This window comes from Desulfobacter sp. (genome assembly GCA_028768545.1).
In the GTDB taxonomy this organism is placed as follows: Bacteria; Desulfobacterota; Desulfobacteria; order Desulfobacterales; family Desulfobacteraceae; genus Desulfobacter.
On sequence record CP054838.1, the window covers coordinates 3,655,001 to 3,676,137 of the forward strand.

Here is a 21,137-nt window from a genome sequence, read left to right on the forward strand (position 1 = left end):
CCCCGTTAACCGGGGCAGTCTCGCCAGAGTTCCCACCATTATGTGCTGGCAACTGACGATAAGGGTTGCGCTCGTTGCTGGACTTAACCAAACATCTCACGACACGAGCTGACGACAGCCATGCAGCACCTGTCACTGTGTTCCCGAAGGCACTCTCGTATCTCTACAAGATTCACAGGATGTCAAACCCAGGTAAGGTTCTTCGCGTTGCGTCGAATTAAACCACATGCTCCACCGCTTGTGCGGGCCCCCGTCAATTCCTTTGAGTTTTAGTCTTGCGACCGTACTCCCCAGGCGGTTCACTTACTGCGTTAGCTTGGGCACAGCAGATTTTAATATCCGCCACACCGAGTGAACAACGTTTACTGCGTGGACTACCAGGGTATCTAATCCTGTTCGCTACCCACGCCTTCGCGCCTCAGCGTCAGTATCGATCCAGAGAGCTGCCTTCGCCATCGGTGTTCCTCCTGATATCTACGAATTTCACCTCTACACCAGGAATTCCGCTCTCCTCTCCCGTACTCAAGCCTTGCTGTTTCAAATGCACTTCCAGGGTTGAGCCCCGGGCTTTCACATCTGACCGACAAGACCGCCTACGCGCCCTTTACGCCCAATAATTCCGAATAACGCTTGCGCCCCCCGTGTTACCGCGGCTGCTGGCACGGAGTTAGCCGGCGCTTCCTCCACTGGTACCGTCAATATAAACACCTATTGGATATTTATAATTTCTTCCCAGTTGACAGAGCTTTACGACCCAAAGGCCTTCTTCACTCACGCGGCGTTGCTGCGTCAGGGTTTCCCCCATTGCGCAAAATTCCTCACTGCTGCCTCCCGTAGGAGTCTGGACCGTGTTCCAGTTCCAGTGTGACTGATCATCCTCTCAGACCAGCTAACCATCGCAGTCTTGGTAGGCCATTACCCCACCAACAAACTAATGGTCCGCAGACTCATCTCCAAACGATTGCTTTCAAGAAGAGGCAATCTTTCATAGATCAACTTATGCTGATCAACTTTATCCGGTATTAGCTACCCTTTCGAATAGTTATTCCAGGTTTGAAGGTAGATTATCTACGTGTTACTCACCCGTGCGCCACTCTACTCAGGATTGCAAGCAATCCCTTTCTCGTTCGACTTGCATGTGTTAAGCACGCCGCCAGCGTTCATTCTGAGCCAGGATCAAACTCTCCAGTTATAATCCTTTTACTAAAACTTGCGGTCACAGCTTCCAACGAAGCTGTGACCTGCTCTTTTCTTCTTCACTGACCAATTTTCAAAGATCAAACATCGTCAGGTTTTAAACCCCCTGACCGACAAAACCAGAACAATATACACGCAGGTCCTGGTTTTGTCAAACCCTTTTTTAACTATTTTAAAATAATTTTATGGTACTTCTTTTTCCCGGCCCGAAGCAGAATTTCACCCCCATCCAAATCCTTGGTTCCGATGATCTGATCAAAAGCTGAAAGCCGTTCTCCATTGATATAGGCACCGCCCTGTTTCACCAGGCGCCGAGCATCTGACTTTGACTTGCAAAGGGCTGTTTCACAAAACAAATCCACGGCCGGCTTTAGATCAATGACCTCTGCCATGGGATATACCGTCGCAGGAACAGACTCATCTTTGCCCGCAGATTGGGTTCCCCTGGGTATGGTTGCCGTGGGCAAAAGATTTGAGGGTACCGTAATGGACCCAAACACAGAAACCGTTGCCTTGAATGCCTTTATCGCTTCATCTTCACCATGGGCGATTTTTGTAGCCTCATAGGCCAGAATTGTTTTAGCCGGATTTAAATCCGCCCCCTCAAGGCCTTTTACCGTTTGGATTTCTTCCATGGGTAAAAAAGTAAACAGGGCAAGAAAGCGAGCCACATCAGCATCATCAGAGTTAACCCAGAATTGATAGTACTCATAGGGGGAAAACCTTTCAGGGTCCAGCCAAACAGCACCTTTGTGGGTCTTACCCATTTTGATGCCCGATGCGGTGGTAATCAACGGAAAAGTAATCCCAAAGGCCTGCTTTCCGGTCATTTTCCTGACAAGGTTGATGCCGGCCACAATATTACCCCATTGATCAGAGCCGCCCATCTGCAAAAAGCAGTCATACTCCTGACTTAAGCGCATGAAATCATAGGATTGAAGCAGCATATAGTTGAATTCAATAAAGGTCAGTCCGTCTTCGGAATCCATACGGGCTTTATAACTTTCAGCTTTGATCATCCGGTTAACGCTAAAATGCCGCCCCACATCCCTTAAAAAAGGGATGTATTTTAAATCATTGAGCCAGTCTCCATTGTCCACCAGCAAGGCTTTATCATCTGAAAAGTCAATAAACCGTTCCAATTGACTCCGGATCCCCGTCTTGTTTTCACTCACCTGTTCGGTGGTGATGACCTTGCGTAATTCGGTTTTTCCGGAAGGATCACCAATCATGCCGGTGCCCCCGCCAACCAGACCGATGGCCCGATGCCCTTCCCGCTGCATATGGGCCAGGGCCATGATACAGACAAGACTTCCCACATGAAGACTTGAGGCCGTGGGATCAAATCCGATATAACAGGTTGCCCTGTTGTTTGTCAGATAATCTTCCAATTCCTCAGTGTGAGTTGTCGCCTCAACAAAACCCCGCTCTTTTAAAACCGATAAAACACTCATTCAGCTTCTTTCCTTCATCTATTTCTTTGTATATTCAACTGCTCTGGTTTCCCGAATCACTACCACCTTAACCTGGCCCGGGAAGGTCAGATTCTCTTCGATCTGACGGGCAATATCCCTTGAAAGAAGCACGGCACTGTCATCGGTTACTTTTTCACTTTCCGTAATAACACGGATTTCACGCCCGGCCTGAATGGCATAGGTATTGGTAACCCCGTCAAAGGCATTGGCTATATTTTCAAGATCTTCAAGGCGTTTAACATAATTTTCAAGGCTTTCTTTTCTGGCACCCGGCCTTGCGCCTGAAAGGGCATCTGCGGACTGAACAATAAAATCATATACGGTTTCAGGCATCCGGTCCTCATGATGCGCGGCAATGGCGTTGACCACACTTTCAATCTCACCATATTTTTTGGCAAGCTTGGCGCCAATAATGGCATGGGCGCCGTCCACTTCATGATCAACCGCTTTTCCGATATCATGGAGCAGCCCCATGCGCTTGGCCAATTTAATATCCAGACCCAGTTCCGCAGCAATCACACCGGACAAAAAGGCCACTTCCACAGAATGCTGAAGCACGTTCTGGGCATAAGATGTTCTGAACTTGAGCTTACCTAAAACCTTGATCAGTTCAGGATCAATACCATGAACCCCAAGGTCAAATGCAGCCTGCTCACCAGCCTCCTTAATGGCGGCCTCCACCTCTTCTCCGGCTCTTTCCACCACATCTTCAATCCGTGCCGGGTGAATCCTTCCGTCTGAAATCAATTTTTCAAGGGAAAGCCTTGCCACCTCACGGCGAACCGGATTAAACCCGGAGAGAATAACAGCTTCGGGTGTATCATCAATGATGAGATCAATCCCGGTTGCCGCTTCAAGGGCTCTGATATTCCGCCCTTCCCTGCCGATAATCCGACCCTTCATCTCATCACCGGGCAGATGAACCACAGAGACCGTGCGTTCTGCCACATAATCACCCGCATACCGCTGAATCGCTGTGGAAATTATTTTCTTGGCCTCTTTATCTGCCTTTTCTTTGGCTTCGGAAGTTATCTTTTTTATCAACTTGGCCCCTTCATGCTTGGCCTCATCTTCCATGGCCTTGAGCAGCAGTTCCTTGGCCTCCTCCAAAGTCAGCCCGGAGACTTTTTCCAACTCTTTTTTTGTCTCATCAAGCAATACATTAAACCGGTCTTCCTTCTGCTTGGCGGAATCAAGCCGTTTGCGGGCCTCTGATTCTTTACTGGAAATTTCATTTTCCCGCCTGGAAAACAGGTCTTCTGATCTGTCTAATTTCTCACTTTTCTTGGCCAACCGCCGTTCTTCTTTTTTGAGTTCAGACCGTGTCTCCTCGGTTTCAGCATCAAAATCACTTTTCATTTCAAGAAGTCTTGAACGGGCTTCGAGTTTTGCTTCTTTGAGAAGGGTCTGAGCCTTTCGGTCCGCCTCTTCAACCCTTCGTCTTTGTTCTTCTTCTATATTCAGATTTTCCTGGGTTACCTTTTTCTTAATTACGAAAAAGGCCACAACACTGCAACCCAGCAGGACAACCAGAACTGATGCAAGCATCATCATAAGGTCCATTCAATCAGTCTCCTAAGTTTATTAGCATCCAAAAAATAAACGATAGTGTTTGACTTTATAAAAATATGGAATGGGATAATGCCTCGAAAGGGGATATAAAAATTAGATATGATAACAATTCCCCCCACAAACTGCCGTGTTGCTTTTAAGGCTTTGAACCAAAGGTCCAAAAGGTGGGTGTTCAATAATGCCTTTAGGCTTTTCCATAACCGTTGGAACCTGCTCACCAGCATCAGTGTGAACGCCCTTTTTTCTATGCGTTAGGACAAAGTCTGTCATACAATCACGCACATTGCAGGGGGGGGTGTTATAAGAACAAATTAAATTTTACCTATTCAATTTCCTTATCTATCTTTTGTATCAAGGATAAAATTTTATTTTCGACATCTCTTTCCAGTTCAGAATATTGCAGCTTTAATTCATTAAAATCTTTAGATAAGTTCATGGCTGCCAGAAGCAAAATAGCAATCTTATTTTTAGCGCTTGTTTTATTTTGAAAAAGATTTTCTGCCTCTTTTACATACTCCTGTACATGGTCTGCAATCTTTACCGAATCTATTTTCTCATTATCATCCGGTTTAAACCGAAATTCTTCCCCGAAAAGCTCAATTTTAACAATTTCATCCAAAGAAATCCCTTTACCGATTCACTTTTGTCAAACGCCTGACAGATCATCTCTGGATTCAGTTGTTGTAAACGCATCCAGTTTATTTAGAAGTCCGTCGATTTTTGACTGTATAAAAGATTCCTGCTCTACATAGACTTCTTCACTTTTTGACCGCCTTTCCAGTTCAGCTTCCAGTGTCGCAACCCTGGAAAGCAATTCTCGATTTTCTTCCTGCAAAGACTGGCTAAGTTCAATCAAAAAATCTACACGGATCTCAATGTCATCAAACTTGCTTTTAATACCCTCATTACCCAATTTCATAGTCTCATAAAGTGGTTTATTAAAATTTAGTATAGTTCAGATTCTCAAGTAAAGTCAAGATAATTCATTTTGGATTTGCCCAAACAAAAACTCTGCTCGACCCAATTCTTCCGGGGTATTCACCCCCATAACCTGATCTGGTTCATCTATCTGCTGAACAAGGGTTTTTACATTCTGAGACACGGCAATCTCCACAAGATCAGTAAGATAATACTCGCCCTGGCTATTCTTATTTTCAATCAGGCGGATAGCAGCCTCAAGAAAATTGCGGTCAAAGCAATAGATACCAGAATTCACCAGATCAATATGTTTTTCAGCTTCACTGGCATCTGATTCTTCCCTGATAGCGGACAATCCCCCCTGGGGGTCAATAACAATACGACCATATCCTTTAGGGGTATCCACTTTAACGGCCACCACACTCAGTTTGGATTTGACCTTTATATGGGCATTGACCAGGTCCTGAACCGTTCTTTTTCGAATCAAGGGCACATCCCCGCACAGCACCAGAACAGATTTAATGGAATCCTCTATTCCGGGCAAAGCAGCCCTGACAGCATCTCCTGTGCCAAGCAATTGTTCTTGATAAGCAAAACAGACCGGAAGGCTTTTTAAAACTTCGGTTTTCACCTGCTCTGCCTGGTGACCGACAACCACATGAATATGATCCCGTGTCAGGGCACTTGCACAGGTAATCACATGGTTAATCATACTTTTACCGGCCACTGGATGGAGTACCTTGGCAATGTCGGATTTCATTCGAGTTCCTTTGCCGGCGGCCAAAATAATTATTGCAAGATCATCCATTTTAAATATCCGTTTTGAATCATTGGCAAAAAAAAGGGGGCGCTGTTAACAGCACCCCCTTTTTGACGTCATCATACAAGCAGTCAAACTGCCTGATCTAACTATGGGATTCCCTTATCTACTTGGTATCCGCAAGATTGAGCCGGTAAATAGCCCGTCTCAGAGCAGCTTCAGCCCGGACCAGATCAACATCAGCAGCCTTTGCTGCAATCCGTTTTTCAGCCCGTTCCTTGGCTCCCATGGCCCGGGAAACGTCGATGTCTTTACGGCGCTCAGCTGATTCGGCCAGAATGGTCACCTTATCAGGCAGAACTTCTGCAAATCCGTCATTGATAAAGAGAAACCGTTCTTTGCCAGAGGCGTCCTTGTACCGAAGGGTGCCTGTCTTCAAAGAAGTCAGAAACGTGGTATGCCCTTTCAAGGCACCGAATTCACCTTCAGAACCTGGCGCCACAACAATCTCAGCCTCTTCACTGACAATTGCCTTTTGTGGTGTAACTACTTCAAGAAATAGTTGTTCAGCCATGATAGTCCTCCGTTTGCTTATTTACGCTTTTGCTTTTGCAACGGCGTCCTCGATGGAACCTACCATATAGAAAGCGTTTTCAGGAAGATCATCATGTTTACCATCAATAATCTCTTTGAATGATCTTACCGTGTCTTCAACCTTTACAAAGATACCGGCCATACCGGTGAAAGTTTCAGCAACATGGAAAGGCTGGGACAGAAATTTCTGGAGTTTTCTGGCCCGCTGTACAGTGATTTTATCCTCGTCTGACAGCTCATCCATACCCAGGATAGCAATGATATCCTGAAGCTCTTTGTATTTTTGCAAGGTCTGCTGAACCACACGGGCAACATTGTAATGTTCTTCACCAATGTAGGCTGCATCCAAAATCCTGGAAGTGGAGTCAAGGGGATCCACAGCAGGATAAATACCCAGTTCCGCAATCTGACGAGAGAGTACAACCGTACCGTCAAGATGACCGAATGTGGTGGCAGGTGCAGGGTCAGTCAAGTCATCGGCAGGTACGTAAACGCATTGTACCGCTGTGATGGAACCTTTATCAGTAGATGTAATACGTTCCTGAAGCTCACCCATGTCAACTGCCAGTGTGGGCTGATAACCAACCGCAGAAGGCATACGACCAAGCGTTGCAGAAACTTCGGCGCCCGCCTGGGTGAAACGGAAAATATTATCGACGAACAAGAGCACGTCCTGGCCTTCGACATCGCGGAAGTATTCAGCGCAGGTCAAAGCGGAAAGTGCAACCCTTGCACGGGCTCCCGGAGGTTCCGTCATCTGACCATAAACCAGGGCACATTTGGGAAGAACGCCTGAGTCTTTCATCTCATGGTAAAGGTCATTACCTTCACGGGTTCTCTCACCAACGCCGCCGAATACGGAGATACCACCATGCTGCATGGCGATGTTGTTAACCATTTCCATCATGATAACGGTTTTACCAACGCCGGCACCACCGAACATACCCATTTTACCGCCACGGGGAAAGGGAACCAAAAGGTCAATAACCTTTACGCCGGTTTCAAGAACACGTACGGAGGTATCCTGCTCAATGAACTCAGGGGCATGTCTATGGATGGGAAGCATGTTTTCCTGGGAGATGTCTCCCAGACCGTCAACGGGACGGCCCACAACGTTGAGAACACGTCCCAATGATGCTTCACCAACCGGCATCATGATGGGAGAACCCGTATCTTTTACGACCATCCCTCTCTGGAGGCCGTCAGTTACGTCCATACCAATGCAACGAACCACATTGTCTCCCAGATGCTGGGCCACTTCAATAACCAGATTGTCTTCCATGTCCCCGATGGTGGGATTTGTTATGGTCAAAGCGGTGAGGACCGGAGGAAGGTTTCCGGGCTCGAACTCAACGTCAACAACCGCGCCGAGAACCTGTGAAATTTTACCTATATTTTCAGCCATTTTTATCTCCTATAAAGCTGTTTAATTATCTTAAGTATACCTAATTTTATCCCTTAAGTGCCTCTGCACCGCCGACAATATCCATAAGGTCCGCTGTAATGCCGGCCTGACGGGTTTTATTAAAAATTGTCTGGAGTTCATCCACCATGTCTTCGCATGCCTTGGTGGCATTTTCCATGGCCCGCATACGGGCGGCATGTTCGGAAGTCGATGTCTGAAGCAGCGCATCATATATCTGAATAAAAATATTCTTGGGCAGCATCTCACCCAGTAACGCATCAGAAGAAGGCTCGCAGAGATGTTCGGGTAGAAATGTCCCGTCTGCGGGTGTCTCTTTTTCATCTTTTACCATCTCATCCAAAGAGGGGATGGGAAGAATCTGCTTTACAGAGGGAATCTGTTTTGCCATACCCTGAAATTCAGAGTAAATCAGATATACTTCATCAACAGCTCCGTCAAGGAAACTGTCTATCAAGGTCTGGCCTGAAGTGGAAGCCACGGAAAACTCGACATTCCCGCCGACCACACCAATATATTCATCCTCAATGGTGAGTTCGGCTTTCTTTGCCCAATCCCGTCCTTTTTTGCCGAAGCAGACAAAGGAGACTTCTTTTCCTTCAAGCTCATATTTGAGCATTTTTTCAGCTTTATCAATCAAGTTGATATTAAAACCGCCACATAGTCCCCTGTCAGATGTACACAGGAGCAGGGCCACCTTTTTTACTTCGTCTCTGGGAACCAGGAGAGGAGATGCTTCCTCGCCTGAGTTCCCGGCAATGCTGCCTAAAACTTCGGCAAACTTGGACGCATAGGGCATAAACTGCTCCATGCTGGTTTGTGCACCGCGCAATCTTGAAGTGGCGACCATTTTCATGGCAGAGGTAATCTGTTTAGTCTTTTTTACACTGACTATTTTCGATTGTACTTCTTTTAATGTTGCCATATGATCTACCTTTACGCCTATAAGTTAATAATTGTTTTCACAAAAATGATCCAAGTCACCGATTAAACGGTCTCCTTGAATTCTTCATCATAGGCTGTCAGGCATTCTTTCAACTTGGCTTCGAGGTCATCATCAATTTTCTGTTTTTCTTTGAGTCCGGAAAAAACCTCGGGGAAACGGCTTTCAACAAAGGGATAAAGCCCTTCTTCATATTTGGCAACCGCTTCTCTGGGATATTTATCAATATAACCCTTGGTTCCTGCATAGAGGGCCGTTACCATTTTTTCCATGGGAAGGGGCTTGAACTGGGGCTGTTTGAGCAGCTCAACAAGGCGCTCTCCACGGGTCAGCTGTTTCTGGGTAGCTTCGTCAAGATCCGAACCGAACGCTGCAAAGGCTTCAAGCTCACGATACTGGGCCAGGTCCAGACGCAGGGTACCTGCCACCTGTTTCATGGCTTTTACCTGGGCAGCACCACCAACACGGGAGACAGAAAGTCCAACGTCAATGGCAGGTCTGATACCGGCAAAGAAAAGGTCTTTATCCAAAAAGATCTGGCCGTCGGTGATGGAGATAACATTTGTGGGAATAAAGGCGGAAACGTCACCTTCCTGGGTTTCAATGATGGGCAGAGCCGTCAGGGAACCTGCACCCTTTTCATCACTGAGCTTGGCAGATCTTTCAAGAAGACGGGAATGGTTGTAAAAAATATCACCAGGGAATGCCTCACGTCCTGGCGGACGCCTGAGCAGCAGGGATACCTGACGGTAAGCAGCAGCCTGTTTTGAAAGGTCATCATAAACGATCAGGGCATGCTCGCCTTTGTCACGGAAGTATTCACCCATGGCACAACCGGCATAAGGTGCCAGGTACTGCATGGCAGCAGATTCCGATGCAGAGGCAATGACAACGGTGGTATATTCCATGGCACCATGCTCTTCAAGGGCAGCCACAACCTGGGCAACTGTGGATTTTTTCTGACCGCAGGCAACATAAACACATTTAATGCCGCTCTCTTTCTGGGCAATGATGGCATCAACCGCAACAGCAGTCTTACCGATCTGACGGTCACCAATAATGAGCTCACGCTGGCCGCGACCCACAGGGGTCATGCCGTCAACGGCTTTTGCACCGGTGTAGCAGGGTTCGTGAACCCCTTTTCTGGCAATAACACCAGGGGCAACCAATTCCATATTCATGTAAATATCAGAGTTGATCGGGCCCTTGCCGTCAACCGGTTCACCAGTTGTGGTTACAACACGACCGAGAAGGGCTTCACCAACGGGCACGGAAGCGATACGGTCTGTTCTTTTGACCACGTCACCCTCTTTGATGACCTTGTCATCACCGAGAATGGCCACACCCACATTATCCTCTTCAAGGTTCAGAGCAAGACCCAGAATTCCGCCGGGAAACTCAACCAGCTCCATTGCCTTAACTTTTTCCAAACCATAAACACGGGCAATACCATCACCCGCAGACAGAACCACACCTGTTTCGCTCAGATCAACCTCTGCATCAAATCCCTTGATCTGGTCTTTTATAATCTGGCTTATTTCTTCTGCTTTAATTTCCATTAGACACTCTCACCTTTTTTTAAAGTTTCCCTCATATTGATCAGCTGAGTTTTCACGCTGCCGTCAAGAACAAGATCGCCGATTTTTGTCACCACGCCGCCGATAAGGCTTGGATCCTGTTCAACATTCAGAACAATTGTTTTACCGGTCTTCTTAGACAGGGATTCCTTGATTTTATTCACCGCATCCTCGGACAATTCGGTTGCGGAAGTCACACTGGCCTTGACAACCCCGTTGAGTTCATCGGCCATGTCTTTATAGTAGGAAGCAATTTCCCTTAGAAAACCGATTCTTCCCTTGTCAAACAATAGTATCATAAAAGATTTCATGATATCTGACAGGTCAGTAGCGCCGATAACGGCCTCCAGCAATTTCTTCCTGTCGTTCTTATTGATCAAAGGATTGGTCAAGGCAGATTCAAATCCTTCCTGGGTGTCGAAAAGCCCAACGATGGCGGAGAGCTCTTCATTGTATTGTTCTGCCTGGCTGTTTTCCTGGCCGATCAGAATCAATGCTTTGGCATAACGCCTTGAAACCGCAAGATTTTTCATTATGCCTCCACCTTTTTCAAGTATTCGCCAACAAGTCGATCCTGATCTTCAGCTGAGATGGATTCTTTAATGACTGCTTCTGCCTGTTCCATTGCCTGTTCAACAATACGCTGCTGAAGTTCAGCCTTGGCAGACTTAAACTCTTGTTCGATATTCCGCTTGGCCATATCTTCGAGTTTGCCTGCCTGGGTCCCGGCCTCTGCAATGATTCTTTCCTTGGCCTCTTCGCCCTGTTTAATATAATCTTCAACAATCTGTTTAGATTCTTGTTCAAGATTTCTAAACCGGACTTCATACTCTGCCAATTTTTTTTCTGCGTCCGCTTTTTTCTGTTCCAGATCGCTCAGTTCTTCTTCAATATCCTTTGCACGGGTAGAAAAGAACTGGGCTACCGGCTTCTTAGCGATAAAGAACACGCCAACGGCAAGAAGACCAAAATTCAACACTTTCCAGGTATCAACAGTCAGCCATGAGTTATGAACCTCACCGTGACCACCGCCAGACGCCAATGCAACAGCCGTAGAACCTGCAACCAAGGCCATGACAGTTCCGGAAACTTTCAGGTGTTTTTTCCAATTAATTTTTTCCATTAACAAGCCCTCCCTAAAATCTTTTCACCAATGGCTTTGGCATAAGCATCCACCTCGGCTTCAAGCGCTTTTTGGGCCTGCTCAGCTTCTTCTGCCACCTGCTGTTTAATTTTGGCAAAATTGGCCTGAGCCTTCTTGTTAATCTGGTCGATTATTTCCTTTTCCTGTACAGATGCCTCTTCGATGAATGCCTCTTTCTTTTGGAGACCTTCACCTCTGGCTTGCTTCAAACCGTTCTTGTAAGCATCTATCCCGGAGTCAAGATCAGCAGACGCTTTTTCAACGCCACCTTCAAGGTTTTCCACCTTGGCTTTTCTCTCAAGAAGTACATTACGGATCGGTTTGTACAAAACCATGTTGAGGACAAAGAGCAGGACAAGGAAATTGATCATCTGATATACCGCTGATATATCAGGAATCACAGTTATCATAAAATTCCCTCCGCCAGTTAATAATTACAAAAAAAATCAACCACTTATATCCTATTGGCCGTTTTTACACAAAAACAGCCCAAATTCAAAAATAATCGAGACTTGAGTACCATCCGGCAAATCATTTGTCAATATTGAATCACAAATAATTTCACGGTTTGACCCCTGTTTTTTTCAAGTCTTCCAGCCCGAGACAACCCCAAATTTTTTTTGTTTGAATTTTAGATTTTTTTGTTCAAAAATCATGATAAAAACCATACAAAACTCAAAAAATTACAGGTCAGGACTTGGTGAATTTCCTCATGCTGATATTCAACAATATACCAAATCCAACCATATTGGTCACCACAGACGAACCACCGTAGGAGATCAGGGGCAAAGGAACCCCCACCACCGGCATCAGACCCATCACCATACCGATATTGATAAAAATCTGCCAAAAAATCATCACTGTAATGCCAAAGGCCAGGATGGACCCAAACATGGACCGACAGGCATAGGCAATATTCAACCCCCAGAACAATAAGATCAAATAAAGGATTAAAAACACTCCGCAGCCGACAAGACCCCACTCCTCCGCCAAAACCGACAGAATAAAATCAGTATGCTGCTCCGGTAAAAAGTTCAGGGCATTCTGGGTTCCCTGTAAAAAGCCTTTTCCGGTAATCATACCCGAGCCGATGGCGATTTTCGACTGAATGATATGATATCCTGCTCCCAGAGGATCCCGGTCAGGGTTCAAAAAAGTAAGAATTCTTCCTTTTTGATACTCTTTGAGTCCGAAAAACCAAACCAGAGGCACAATGGCAAGACCGATACCGGCCAGAGTAAAAATCACCTTTTTTTGCACCTTCACAAAAAAGGTGATGGATCCGGCAATGAGCATTAACAGTAACCCTGTTCCCAAATCCGGCTGTTTTACAATCAGGGCAAAGGGAATGAGGCATAGGATCAAAGGCTTGATCAAATTTCTAAACCCCAGGCCTTCCTGGGAGACAACATTGTCCGAATACACAGCTGCAAGGCTGATGATCAAAGAGATTTTCATCAATTCCGAAGGCTGCATGCGTACCGCCCCCATGACCAGCCATCGTCTGGACCCGCCGCCCATCTGCCCGAACAAATAGGTGGAAATCAAAAGCCCGACACAGATCACATATATAAACAGGTTGAGTTTATCCAATTCTCTAAAATCAATGATAAGGCTACCCGCCATAATCACGAACCCCGCCCCCATCCAGATCATCTGTTTTTTTAAAAGCGTGTGCAGGGCGGCACTGTCAGCTCCGGCGGTCACGGCAGAGTATAAAATAACAAGACCTGCCGAACAGATCAAAGAGATCACCCCAAGAAATCCCCAGTCAAAATTCTCAATCAAGCGACGATCAAACATGACTACTCCTGTTTAGCTTCATTGGCAGGCAAAACCATAATATCTGTGTTTGTTCCGCCCAAATAGGTCTTGATTAATTCCATGGCCACGGGGGCTGCCGCGCTGGACCCGTGCTCACCATGTTCAATGATCACCGAAATGCCAATTTTGGGATTCTTGGCCGGGGCATAGCAGACAAACCATGCATGGTCCTGCATGGTCCGTTCCAATTTTTTATTGTCAAATTTTTCACCGGCTTTTCTGCTGAAAACCTGGGCTGTACCCGTTTTCCCGGCGATATCGATATCTTTGATCCGAATCCGGCGGGCAGTTCCCCGATCTCCGTGGACCACCTTGAGCAACCCGTTCTTGACAATGGCCAGATTCTCTTTTGATGTAGGCAGGCCCCCGGTGATTTCAGGCTCAATCGCCTTTACCACGTTCCCTTTAGCGTCCCGCACCGATTTTACGATCCGAGGTTTATACAAGGCCCCCCCATTGCCGACGGCAGAAATAAAAACAGCCATTTGCAGCGGGGTAACCAGGTTAAACCCCTGACCAATACTGATGGACAAGGTTTCACCTGCCTGCCAGGCTTCCTTAAATCGCTTTTTTTTCCATGCAGCCGTGGGAATCAGTCCGCTTCGTTCATGGGCCAAACGGATCCCTGTGGGCCTCCCTAATCCGGAGCCTCGGGCATATTGTGCAAGAATGTCCACCCCTAATTTCTCACCGGTCTGGTAAAAAAAGACATCACAGGACTGGGCCAGGGAGTCAACCACATCAATGTCTCCGTGCCCGTGCCGGTTCCAGCAATGGTAACGGCGGTTTCCGAATTTATAGAACCCAGGGCAATGAAACCGGCTGTTTCGATCAATCACCTGTTCTTCAAGGCCGGCCATGGCAGTGAGAATCTTATAGGTAGATGCCGGCGGGTATTCCGCCTGAATAGCCTTATTGTTCATGGGCCTTCCCGGGTCATCCATCAGGGCCCGCCATTTTTTGCTGGAAATCCCGCCGATAAAATCATTCTGATCAAAGCTGGGGGTTGAGGCCATCACCAAGACATCCCCGTTTCCAGGATCGATCGCCACAACACACCCGTCCTTGCCTGCCAATAGTTTTTCAGCCCGTTTTTGCAGGATCAAATCCAGGGTAAGATGCAGATCTTTTCCAGATACAGGTTCCACGGTTTTGAGGACTTTGATCACCCGTCCGTTCACATCCACTTCGACCTGACGCCCTCCCCGCTTGCCCTGGAGAAAGGATTCAAAGCTTTTTTCCACACCGTATCGGCCAATGGAATCCCCTGCCCTGACATTGGGATATTGCCCGCTTTCAAGTTCTTTTCGGTTAATCTGGCCCAGGTATCCCAGCAAATGGGCGGCTGTTTTTTCATATATATAATGACGGGTGGGCTTAACATCAATATGTATGCCGGGCAGATCAAACTGGTGCGCCTCCACAATGGCCAACTGGTCACGGGAAATATCCCGTTTCAGGATCATGGGGGTATAAAAGGCGGATTTGCCGGCTTTTTCAATACTGTCCATAAGCTCTTCATAGGGTTCATCAATGAGCAGGGAAAGACGGCTTATGGTCTCTTTCACCGGCCCTGAATCCTCTAAAACAATGGTCAGATCAAAAGCTGGCCTGTTGTCCACCACCAGCCGGTTATCACGATCATAAATCAGTCCCCTTGAAGACTTAATGCTTTTCAGACGGACACAATTGGTTTGAGAAAGTCTTCTAAACTCCGCCCCCTTGATCAACTGAAGGTATACCAGCCTCAAAAACAACAGGGAAAAAACAATCAGCACACAAAGGCTTGCACCGATAAGCCTTTGTTTTACCCAGTCCCGGTCCGGATTTTTATTAATCGCACTCATCCTACCCCCTGTATTTTCTCTCTAATTCCCGCCTGATCTGTCTGGCAAAATAGACAAAATTTTGTCGCATCAGGTTCATACCCCATATTCCCGGGGGGATAAAGAGAACGCCCCAGATAAGCTGTCGAAGCATGAGGGAAAAATCCAGGGTTAAGACACCCTCCTGGCCGTTGGAAACAAAAATGGAAAAAAGAATAAGTCCCTGGTGAATCGCCACGGAAATCAGGCTGATCACCATCATAAACACCAGGTTTCGCTGGAACACAAATTGTTTGAGCAGTTGAACGATCATATAAACCCCAAAATAGGAAAAAATATGAAGAAAAAAGGGAACTCCGGAAAGGCTGTCCATGATACCTCCAAGCAGAACCAGACTTAAAACCACCCAATAATTGGAATAGGCAAGACTTAGGTAGATAACAAGGATGATCAAAAGGTCAAAGGATTGGGGAAACCAGAAAACCCCAGGCAGAATAATGGTCTGGCATATAACCAAAAAAAGGGCAACAACAACAAAAAAAAAGAAAAAAATCATACCATGATCTTTGGGAAATTATCAGTCATTTTTATACACTAAAACTTCCTCAAGTTTATCAAAATCAACACTGGTCTCGATAATAATATCCTGGAAGAGCTGGGAGTGAACTTTTTTGACATCCAGAATTTTTCCGATCCTCAACCCCTTGGGAAAGACCTGATCCATTCCTGAAGAGACAATCATTTCACCGGGTTTGACCTCATCCTTGCGCAAGGCATACACAAAAGAGCAGCTGTCCAGATTGCTTCCTTTGACCATTCCCCGCACCCGGGTATTCTGGACCAGGGCATCCACAGCAGAGTTTCTATCGGTAATCAGCAGCACCCGGGAAAAGGTGCGGGCCACTTTAATGACCTGCCCGACAATGCCTTCTGACACCAAAACCGGAGATCCCTTAACAAGTCCGTCAGCCTCTCCTTTGTCAATGACAATGGTCTTGAACCAGGGAGAAGGATCCCGTGCAATGACCTGGGCGACCACATAGGTCGCAGGTACCGACCCTGTAAAATTAACAAATTTTTTAAGCCGGGCATTTTCAAGTTCAAGTTCTTCATACCGATTTTGAATTTCCAAAGCCCGGGCCAACTCTTGCCTGAGCTGATGATTTTCCTTGACCGCAAGAACAGAAGCAAAATAGGTTTCCCACACACGTTGGGTAAACCCGATGGTCTGGGTGACCATAAACTGGAACGGAGAGGTAATGGAAATGGCAAGACGTTCCAGGCCGCTGACCGGCAGGGATTGTCGACTGGTCATAGTAATCACGGTGAAATTCACCGCAATGAACAAACCCACGCCGACAATAATAATCATCCGCCTGGAAAACATTTATTTAATTAATCACCACTTCTTTGAGGATTTCAATACTGTCAAGGGATTTGCCGCACCCCAAGGCGACTGTGGACAGAGGATCATCTGTCACCACAATGGGCAGGCCGCTTTTTTCCTTGAGCAGTTTATCTAAATTTTTAAGCAGGGCACCACCGCCGGTGAGCACAATGCCTGAATCTACAATGTCGGCAGCCAGCTCCGGGGGGGTCTGCTCCAGTGCAATGCGCACGGTTTCCACGATGGCGTCTATCTGCTCTGAAATCGCCACCCTGACCTCTTCGGAATCAATGGCCAAAATCTTAGGAATCCCGGAGACCAAATCCCGGCCTTTGACTTCAATGGTTTCCAGATTTTCCGGATCAGGATAGGCATTCCCAATGGTGGTTTTTATAATTTCCGCAGTTCGTTCACCGATCAAAAGATTATATTTACGTTTAATGTGCTGGCTGATGGAAGAATCCATTTTATCCCCGGCCACCCTCAAGGACTGTGTATAAACCACCCCTGCCAGGGAAATCACGGCCACCTCGGTTGTGCCGCCGCCGATATCCACCACCATGTTGCAGGTCGGTTCGGTAATGGGAAGACCGGCCCCGATGGCGGCAGCCATGGGTTCTTCAATGAGAAAGACCTCTCTTGCCCCTGCAGACTCTGCACTTTCCTTTACCGCCCGCTTTTCCACCTGGGTGATACCCGAGGGCACAGCAATGATAATTCTCGGCCGAACCAGGGTTTTTCTATTATTATGAACTTTACGGATAAAATGCTTGAGCATGGCTTCAGTCACTTCAAAGTCGGCAATCACCCCGTCCCGCATGGGGCGGATGGCCACAATATTTCCCGGGGTACGCCCAAGCATCCGCTTGGCTTCAAGCCCCACCGCCAACACCTTGTTCTTGGCCCGTTTATCTGTTCTTACGGCCACAACAGAGGGCTCACTCAGTACGATCCCCTTTCCCTTCACGTAAACCAATGTGTTTGCAGTTCCAAGGTCGATGGCCAGATCATTGGAAAAGGCACCAAGCAACGTATCAGTTATAAAGTTCATTTGTCCTCTTTCATGCAAAATTTTGGTTAATTTTCCACATCATTTTAAAAAAAAATTATTAAAAGATATTTGCTAACAAACTTACGGTTTTTTTACAAGAATAAAAATGTTTCACACCCGTATATTTCTATTATAGGCCAATGCAACTAAATCATGGAGCTTGGGCCTGAAGGACTTGATTTGCAAATTATCCCGGCGAGGATGCACCCTATTGGTCAATAAAATCACAATCAGTCCGGTTTCAGGGTCCATCCAAAAGGAGGTGCCGGTGAACCCCAAATGCCCCACACTGGATTTTGAAAAATAATGACCCGATGAAGAATTTTTTGGGGACGGGGTATCAAACCCGGCCACCCTGTCCCGGCCCGGGGTCTTGTTGACAAAGGATTGGAGAATTCCCGAATCCAGAACTTTTGGATGGTTATGGGTCAGGGCATCCATGATTTCACAGCAGAGGCGGTGTATGGAAACCGCATCCCCGAACAGCCCGGCATGCCCTTCAATACCACCGACGGCCCAGGCATTTTCATCTTCCACCTCACCTTTGAGCAGTTTCCCGCGCCAGGGACAATCCTGGGTGGCGGCACAAAAATCACCCGATCCCTGATGATTTTCTCCAGATGCCATGAAAAACAGATGGTTTATATTCAAAGGATGATATATCCTCTCATAGACAAACGCATCCACCCCCTGGTTTGCTATATTTTCCACCACCCAGGCCAATACCATATAGCCAAGATCACTATACGTCTGCGCCATTCCGGGCTGAACGTCCAAAGGTTCTTCAAGAATCAGGCGCCTTAACACCTGCCTTGAATTCTGACCTGGGCCCTTGAGATTTTTAAAATATTTTCTGTGGGCCGGGAGGCCGGAGGTGTGGCGCAAAAGCATATCAATGGTAATTTGGGCCTTATCCGTTCCCAGGGTTTCAGGTATGAGCCTGGCAAGGGGAGTAAACGTTTCAAGGGCCTTAGATTTGATCAACTCGGCCACGGCAAGAGCTGTGGCCAAAGGTTTGGTCAAAGAGGCCAGATCAAAAAAGGTGTCAGGCTGAACAGGCGCCCCCGTGGTCAGATCTTTAATTCCAAATGCCTTGTGATAAAGGATGGTCTCTTTTTGGGCCCAGAGCAAAACCGCGCCCGGAAAAACGTTCTCCTGGACCCCCCTTGCCATGGCCTGATCGATTTGATTTAAACCCAAGCCTCCCATTACAGGCACTCCCACCCAAGAGATCGTTTCTGGGTATCAAGTAACACCGGCTCTCCCATGGGGAGAGACAAATTGATCTTGCCATGGCCGGCCTCAAGTCCCATGAGTACGGGCACTCCAAATTCGTCAAAAATTTCAGTTATAATCTCAGGGATATAATCGCTGTTGGCACAATCTTCAAACGAGCCTGTCACCACCCCTTTGATATGGTCAAAACACCCTGCCATTTTCATTTGAGAAAGCATCCGGTCAATTTTATAGGCAGGTTCCCCCACATCTTCAATAAACAGGATGCCATGATCAAACTTGGGCTCAAACCCTGTGCCGATCATATGGACAAGGGTGGCCAGATTACCGCCGACCAGAGGGGCTACAACCTGTCCTGGAAAAATGCAGCGGCCGTTATCAACCTTAATCTGATTTAATTGTCCTGTAACAGCCCTGAAAAATCCATTCAAGGTCTCTTTGCCGGCCCTGGCCAAAGAGACCAGATTAGGGCCGTGGACAGCGGTCATACCGGCCTTTGATATCAAACCTGAAATCAATGCGCTGGCATCTGAAAACCCGACAAATAAACTAGGATTTTTCCTGATCCTGTCCCAGTCCAGCCCCGCTAAGATCCGCATGGCCCCAAAGCCTCCCCTGACACAAATAATGCCCCTGATCTCTGGATCTTCAAATAATTCATTGACAACCCTGGCACGGACAGAATCGGTTCCGGCAAGATATCTGTGCTCATCAAAAATGGCAGGGGGGATGCGGACAGAAAATCCCATTGATTCAAGGCAATCCACCCCTTTTTTAAAAAGGTCCGGGTCAAACCGGGCTGAAGGGGCTGCAACCCCGATGGTATCTCCGGGTTTTAAACAAAAGCGCATGGATTTTACTTTCCCTTCACTGGTCTGATCTTTTCTTAAATTAGTTGAAAAACAAGTATACTTTCACGGACAAGTCAAATCATACCCTTTTTCAGGAGAAAAACAATAGGGCCGCATATATCACGAATCAATTTTGCTTTAGGTGCAAGGCGTCGGCCCGTGAAGCCGCAGTGACTTTACTGCCAACGGTCTGCAACGCCGCAGATGAGGTAAAATCGGTTCGCCCGAAAAGTGACCATTTTCACCCTTGCAATTGGTTTGGCGAGCCATTATAAGGTATTGTATTTAAAGGAATACAATATCCTGTCGCCTCAAATTGTCAGTTTCTGACCTACAGGTGATGAAATATTCGGTATAGGCCATCTTTTAAGGATATTCGCATGCATGCCTTGACAAAAATCCCTGATTCGCCATACAAGAGACTGAGTACAGATAATCGTCTTTTGAATTTTGCTAAACGTCTACACACAATGGGGCTTATCTATGAAGAAACTAGTTTTCGGTTTTTTGGCAATCATCATTGGTCTGCCGGGATTTTCATTATTATTTTCCAATTTTATAGGCGTGGTCACCGGCGGCCTGCCCATAGTTCTCATTCTTGGGGGCGGACTTGCCTTTTACCTGGGATTTGAAGAGATCCGGGCTGAAAAAAAAGACACAGAATCACCCGTGACAGAAGATCTGCAAAAAAACAAAGAGACCTCCCCATTGGAGCAGGACTTGGCATCCACCGCGCCCAGAGCGGATGCCCCCAATGATGAAACAATGCCCAAGTCAGACCCTGATTCTGCCGATGATATCAACGAAACAACCAAACCGGCCTCAAACACACAAAATGAAAAATCTCTTCCCCAGGAAAATCTTCCTTCTTTCATGGGAAACATTGATACCCTGGTATTCCACAGCCTTGAATGCAATTTTTCACAGGGTAAAAAATGCACCGCCGCCTTTGCAACCCGGGAAGATGCCCTGTCCCAGGGGTATAAACCATGCAAAGTGTGCAATCCCTAAAAAAAGCCCTCCGGTTAGGGCAGATAATCCTCCCGCACCGGGGAAAAGACCTCAATGGCCACAGCATCTTCCATAATCTGGGCGCTGTGTGTCACATGACCGCCAATGGACCAGGAGTCACCCGGCCCTGCGTCAAAGGATTCATTCCCGATGGTCAGACGGATTCTGCCTGAAATAAGATAGCCTGTCTGTTCATGGGGATGGGAATGGAGAGGCAGGCGTGCACCTTTGGCCAGACAAAACCGTGATAGAAGACTTTTTTTTCCGAAAACCAGGGTTTTCATCGAAATACCCTCGGCAGGTTCTGCATATCCATTGTCATTAAAGGCTTCAAACATAGGAAATCCT

General features: G+C 46.9%; 21 protein-coding genes, 1 rRNA gene and 1 other RNA gene (1 of these 23 cut by a window edge). 1 reads left to right on the forward strand and 22 read right to left on the reverse strand.

Going from position 1 to position 21,137, the window contains the following annotated elements; translation table 11 throughout:
* The 21 genes from HUN05_17690 to HUN05_17790 all read right to left on the reverse strand — a co-directional run.
* A 16S ribosomal RNA gene (locus tag HUN05_17690) occupies positions 1-1,192 on the reverse strand (it extends 370 nt beyond the left edge of the window).
* A 172-nt stretch (positions 1,193-1,364) separates the two neighbouring features.
* A complete protein-coding gene (locus HUN05_17695; protein WDP86725.1) occupies positions 1,365-2,651 on the reverse strand; it encodes a tyrosine--tRNA ligase in 1,287 nt (428 codons plus the stop codon).
* A gap of 18 nt (positions 2,652-2,669) precedes the next feature.
* Entirely contained in the window at positions 2,670-4,223 is a 1,554-nt protein-coding gene (rny, locus tag HUN05_17700) for a ribonuclease Y (GenBank protein WDP88123.1), read from the reverse strand.
* Positions 4,224-4,352: 129 nt separating this feature from the next.
* Positions 4,353-4,539, reverse strand: a non-coding RNA gene (gene ssrS, locus HUN05_17705) — 6S RNA.
* Between the two features lie 27 nt (positions 4,540-4,566).
* A complete protein-coding gene (locus HUN05_17710) occupies positions 4,567-4,863 on the reverse strand; it encodes a cell division protein ZapA (protein WDP86726.1) in 297 nt (98 codons plus the stop codon).
* Positions 4,864-4,890: 27 nt separating this feature from the next.
* The gene (locus tag HUN05_17715; protein ID WDP86727.1) at positions 4,891-5,163 is read right to left on the reverse strand and encodes a hypothetical protein; all 273 of its coding nucleotides are present in this window, start codon (positions 5,161-5,163) and stop codon (positions 4,891-4,893) included.
* A gap of 54 nt (positions 5,164-5,217) precedes the next feature.
* On the reverse strand, positions 5,218-5,970 hold the full coding sequence (locus tag HUN05_17720) for an NTP transferase domain-containing protein (GenBank protein ID WDP86728.1): 753 nt from the start codon (positions 5,968-5,970) through the stop codon (positions 5,218-5,220).
* 118 nt (positions 5,971-6,088) lie between these two features.
* A complete protein-coding gene (locus HUN05_17725; protein WDP86729.1) occupies positions 6,089-6,496 on the reverse strand; it encodes a F0F1 ATP synthase subunit epsilon in 408 nt (135 codons plus the stop codon).
* Positions 6,497-6,517: 21 nt separating this feature from the next.
* Positions 6,518-7,921 (reverse strand): F0F1 ATP synthase subunit beta, encoded by a 1,404-nt coding sequence (atpD, locus tag HUN05_17730; GenBank protein ID WDP86730.1) that lies wholly within the window; start codon positions 7,919-7,921, stop codon positions 6,518-6,520.
* A 46-nt stretch (positions 7,922-7,967) separates the two neighbouring features.
* Positions 7,968-8,864, reverse strand: coding sequence for an ATP synthase F1 subunit gamma (gene atpG, locus HUN05_17735; GenBank protein ID WDP86731.1), 897 nt, complete (start codon positions 8,862-8,864; stop codon positions 7,968-7,970).
* 62 nt (positions 8,865-8,926) lie between these two features.
* A complete protein-coding gene (locus tag HUN05_17740; protein ID WDP86732.1) occupies positions 8,927-10,441 on the reverse strand; it encodes a F0F1 ATP synthase subunit alpha in 1,515 nt (504 codons plus the stop codon).
* Complete coding sequence (locus tag HUN05_17745; GenBank protein WDP86733.1) at positions 10,441-10,992, reverse strand: F0F1 ATP synthase subunit delta; 552 nt, start codon at positions 10,990-10,992, stop codon at positions 10,441-10,443. Before HUN05_17745 ends, HUN05_17740 begins: the two co-directional genes overlap by 1 nt.
* Entirely contained in the window at positions 10,992-11,582 is a 591-nt protein-coding gene (locus HUN05_17750) for an ATP synthase F0 subunit B (protein ID WDP86734.1), read from the reverse strand. The genes HUN05_17745 and HUN05_17750 overlap by 1 nt, the downstream gene beginning before the upstream one ends.
* Complete coding sequence (locus HUN05_17755) at positions 11,582-12,013, reverse strand: ATP synthase F0 subunit B (GenBank protein ID WDP86735.1); 432 nt, start codon at positions 12,011-12,013, stop codon at positions 11,582-11,584. Before HUN05_17755 ends, HUN05_17750 begins: the two co-directional genes overlap by 1 nt.
* A gap of 280 nt (positions 12,014-12,293) precedes the next feature.
* A complete protein-coding gene (rodA, locus tag HUN05_17760) occupies positions 12,294-13,406 on the reverse strand; it encodes a rod shape-determining protein RodA (GenBank protein WDP86736.1) in 1,113 nt (370 codons plus the stop codon).
* A gap of 2 nt (positions 13,407-13,408) precedes the next feature.
* Positions 13,409-15,274, reverse strand: a complete 1,866-nt coding sequence (mrdA, locus tag HUN05_17765; GenBank protein ID WDP86737.1) for a penicillin-binding protein 2 — start codon at positions 15,272-15,274, stop codon at positions 13,409-13,411.
* A gap of 1 nt (position 15,275) precedes the next feature.
* On the reverse strand, positions 15,276-15,626 hold the full coding sequence (locus HUN05_17770; GenBank protein ID WDP86738.1) for a hypothetical protein: 351 nt from the start codon (positions 15,624-15,626) through the stop codon (positions 15,276-15,278).
* Between the two features lie 204 nt (positions 15,627-15,830).
* On the reverse strand, positions 15,831-16,640 hold the full coding sequence (gene mreC, locus HUN05_17775) for a rod shape-determining protein MreC (protein WDP86739.1): 810 nt from the start codon (positions 16,638-16,640) through the stop codon (positions 15,831-15,833).
* Positions 16,641-16,644: 4 nt separating this feature from the next.
* On the reverse strand, positions 16,645-17,691 hold the full coding sequence (locus HUN05_17780; GenBank protein WDP86740.1) for a rod shape-determining protein: 1,047 nt from the start codon (positions 17,689-17,691) through the stop codon (positions 16,645-16,647).
* Between the two features lie 111 nt (positions 17,692-17,802).
* Entirely contained in the window at positions 17,803-18,900 is a 1,098-nt protein-coding gene (locus tag HUN05_17785) for a beta-lactamase family protein (protein WDP86741.1), read from the reverse strand.
* Entirely contained in the window at positions 18,900-19,778 is an 879-nt protein-coding gene (locus tag HUN05_17790) for an LD-carboxypeptidase (GenBank protein ID WDP86742.1), read from the reverse strand. Before HUN05_17790 ends, HUN05_17785 begins: the two co-directional genes overlap by 1 nt.
* Positions 19,779-20,261: 483 nt before the next feature.
* On the opposite strand from HUN05_17790, the gene HUN05_17795 reads away from it, so the two are divergent.
* Positions 20,262-20,789 (forward strand): hypothetical protein, encoded by a 528-nt coding sequence (locus HUN05_17795; GenBank protein ID WDP86743.1) that lies wholly within the window; start codon positions 20,262-20,264, stop codon positions 20,787-20,789.
* A 14-nt stretch (positions 20,790-20,803) separates the two neighbouring features.
* Here HUN05_17795 and HUN05_17800 read toward each other — a convergent pair whose 3' ends face one another.
* Positions 20,804-21,127, reverse strand: a complete 324-nt coding sequence (locus HUN05_17800) for a cupin domain-containing protein (protein WDP86744.1) — start codon at positions 21,125-21,127, stop codon at positions 20,804-20,806.
* Positions 21,128-21,137: the final 10 nt, after the last annotated feature.

Coding starts and splice junctions, on each gene's coding strand:
- HUN05_17695 (WDP86725.1), bottom strand. CDS start 2,651: ATGAGTGTTTTATCGGTTTTAAAAGAGCGGGGTTTTGTTGAGGCGACA.
- rny (WDP88123.1), bottom strand. CDS start 4,223: ATGATGCTTGCATCAGTTCTGGTTGTCCTGCTGGGTTGCAGTGTTGTG.
- HUN05_17715 (WDP86727.1), bottom strand. CDS start 5,163: ATGAAATTGGGTAATGAGGGTATTAAAAGCAAGTTTGATGACATTGAG.
- HUN05_17720 (WDP86728.1), bottom strand. CDS start 5,970: ATGGATGATCTTGCAATAATTATTTTGGCCGCCGGCAAAGGAACTCGA.
- HUN05_17725 (WDP86729.1), bottom strand. CDS start 6,496: ATGGCTGAACAACTATTTCTTGAAGTAGTTACACCACAAAAGGCAATT.
- atpD (WDP86730.1), bottom strand. CDS start 7,921: ATGGCTGAAAATATAGGTAAAATTTCACAGGTTCTCGGCGCGGTTGTT.
- atpG (WDP86731.1), bottom strand. CDS start 8,864: ATGGCAACATTAAAAGAAGTACAATCGAAAATAGTCAGTGTAAAAAAG.
- HUN05_17740 (WDP86732.1), bottom strand. CDS start 10,441: ATGGAAATTAAAGCAGAAGAAATAAGCCAGATTATAAAAGACCAGATC.
- HUN05_17745 (WDP86733.1), bottom strand. CDS start 10,992: ATGAAAAATCTTGCGGTTTCAAGGCGTTATGCCAAAGCATTGATTCTG.
- HUN05_17750 (WDP86734.1), bottom strand. CDS start 11,582: ATGGAAAAAATTAATTGGAAAAAACACCTGAAAGTTTCCGGAACTGTC.
- HUN05_17755 (WDP86735.1), bottom strand. CDS start 12,013: ATGATAACTGTGATTCCTGATATATCAGCGGTATATCAGATGATCAAT.
- rodA (WDP86736.1), bottom strand. CDS start 13,406: ATGTTTGATCGTCGCTTGATTGAGAATTTTGACTGGGGATTTCTTGGG.
- mrdA (WDP86737.1), bottom strand. CDS start 15,274: ATGAGTGCGATTAATAAAAATCCGGACCGGGACTGGGTAAAACAAAGG.
- HUN05_17770 (WDP86738.1), bottom strand. CDS start 15,626: ATGGACAGCCTTTCCGGAGTTCCCTTTTTTCTTCATATTTTTTCCTAT.
- mreC (WDP86739.1), bottom strand. CDS start 16,640: ATGTTTTCCAGGCGGATGATTATTATTGTCGGCGTGGGTTTGTTCATT.
- HUN05_17780 (WDP86740.1), bottom strand. CDS start 17,691: ATGAACTTTATAACTGATACGTTGCTTGGTGCCTTTTCCAATGATCTG.
- HUN05_17785 (WDP86741.1), bottom strand. CDS start 18,900: ATGGGAGGCTTGGGTTTAAATCAAATCGATCAGGCCATGGCAAGGGGG.
- HUN05_17790 (WDP86742.1), bottom strand. CDS start 19,778: ATGCGCTTTTGTTTAAAACCCGGAGATACCATCGGGGTTGCAGCCCCT.
- HUN05_17795 (WDP86743.1), top strand. CDS start 20,262: ATGAAGAAACTAGTTTTCGGTTTTTTGGCAATCATCATTGGTCTGCCG.
- HUN05_17800 (WDP86744.1), bottom strand. CDS start 21,127: ATGTTTGAAGCCTTTAATGACAATGGATATGCAGAACCTGCCGAGGGT.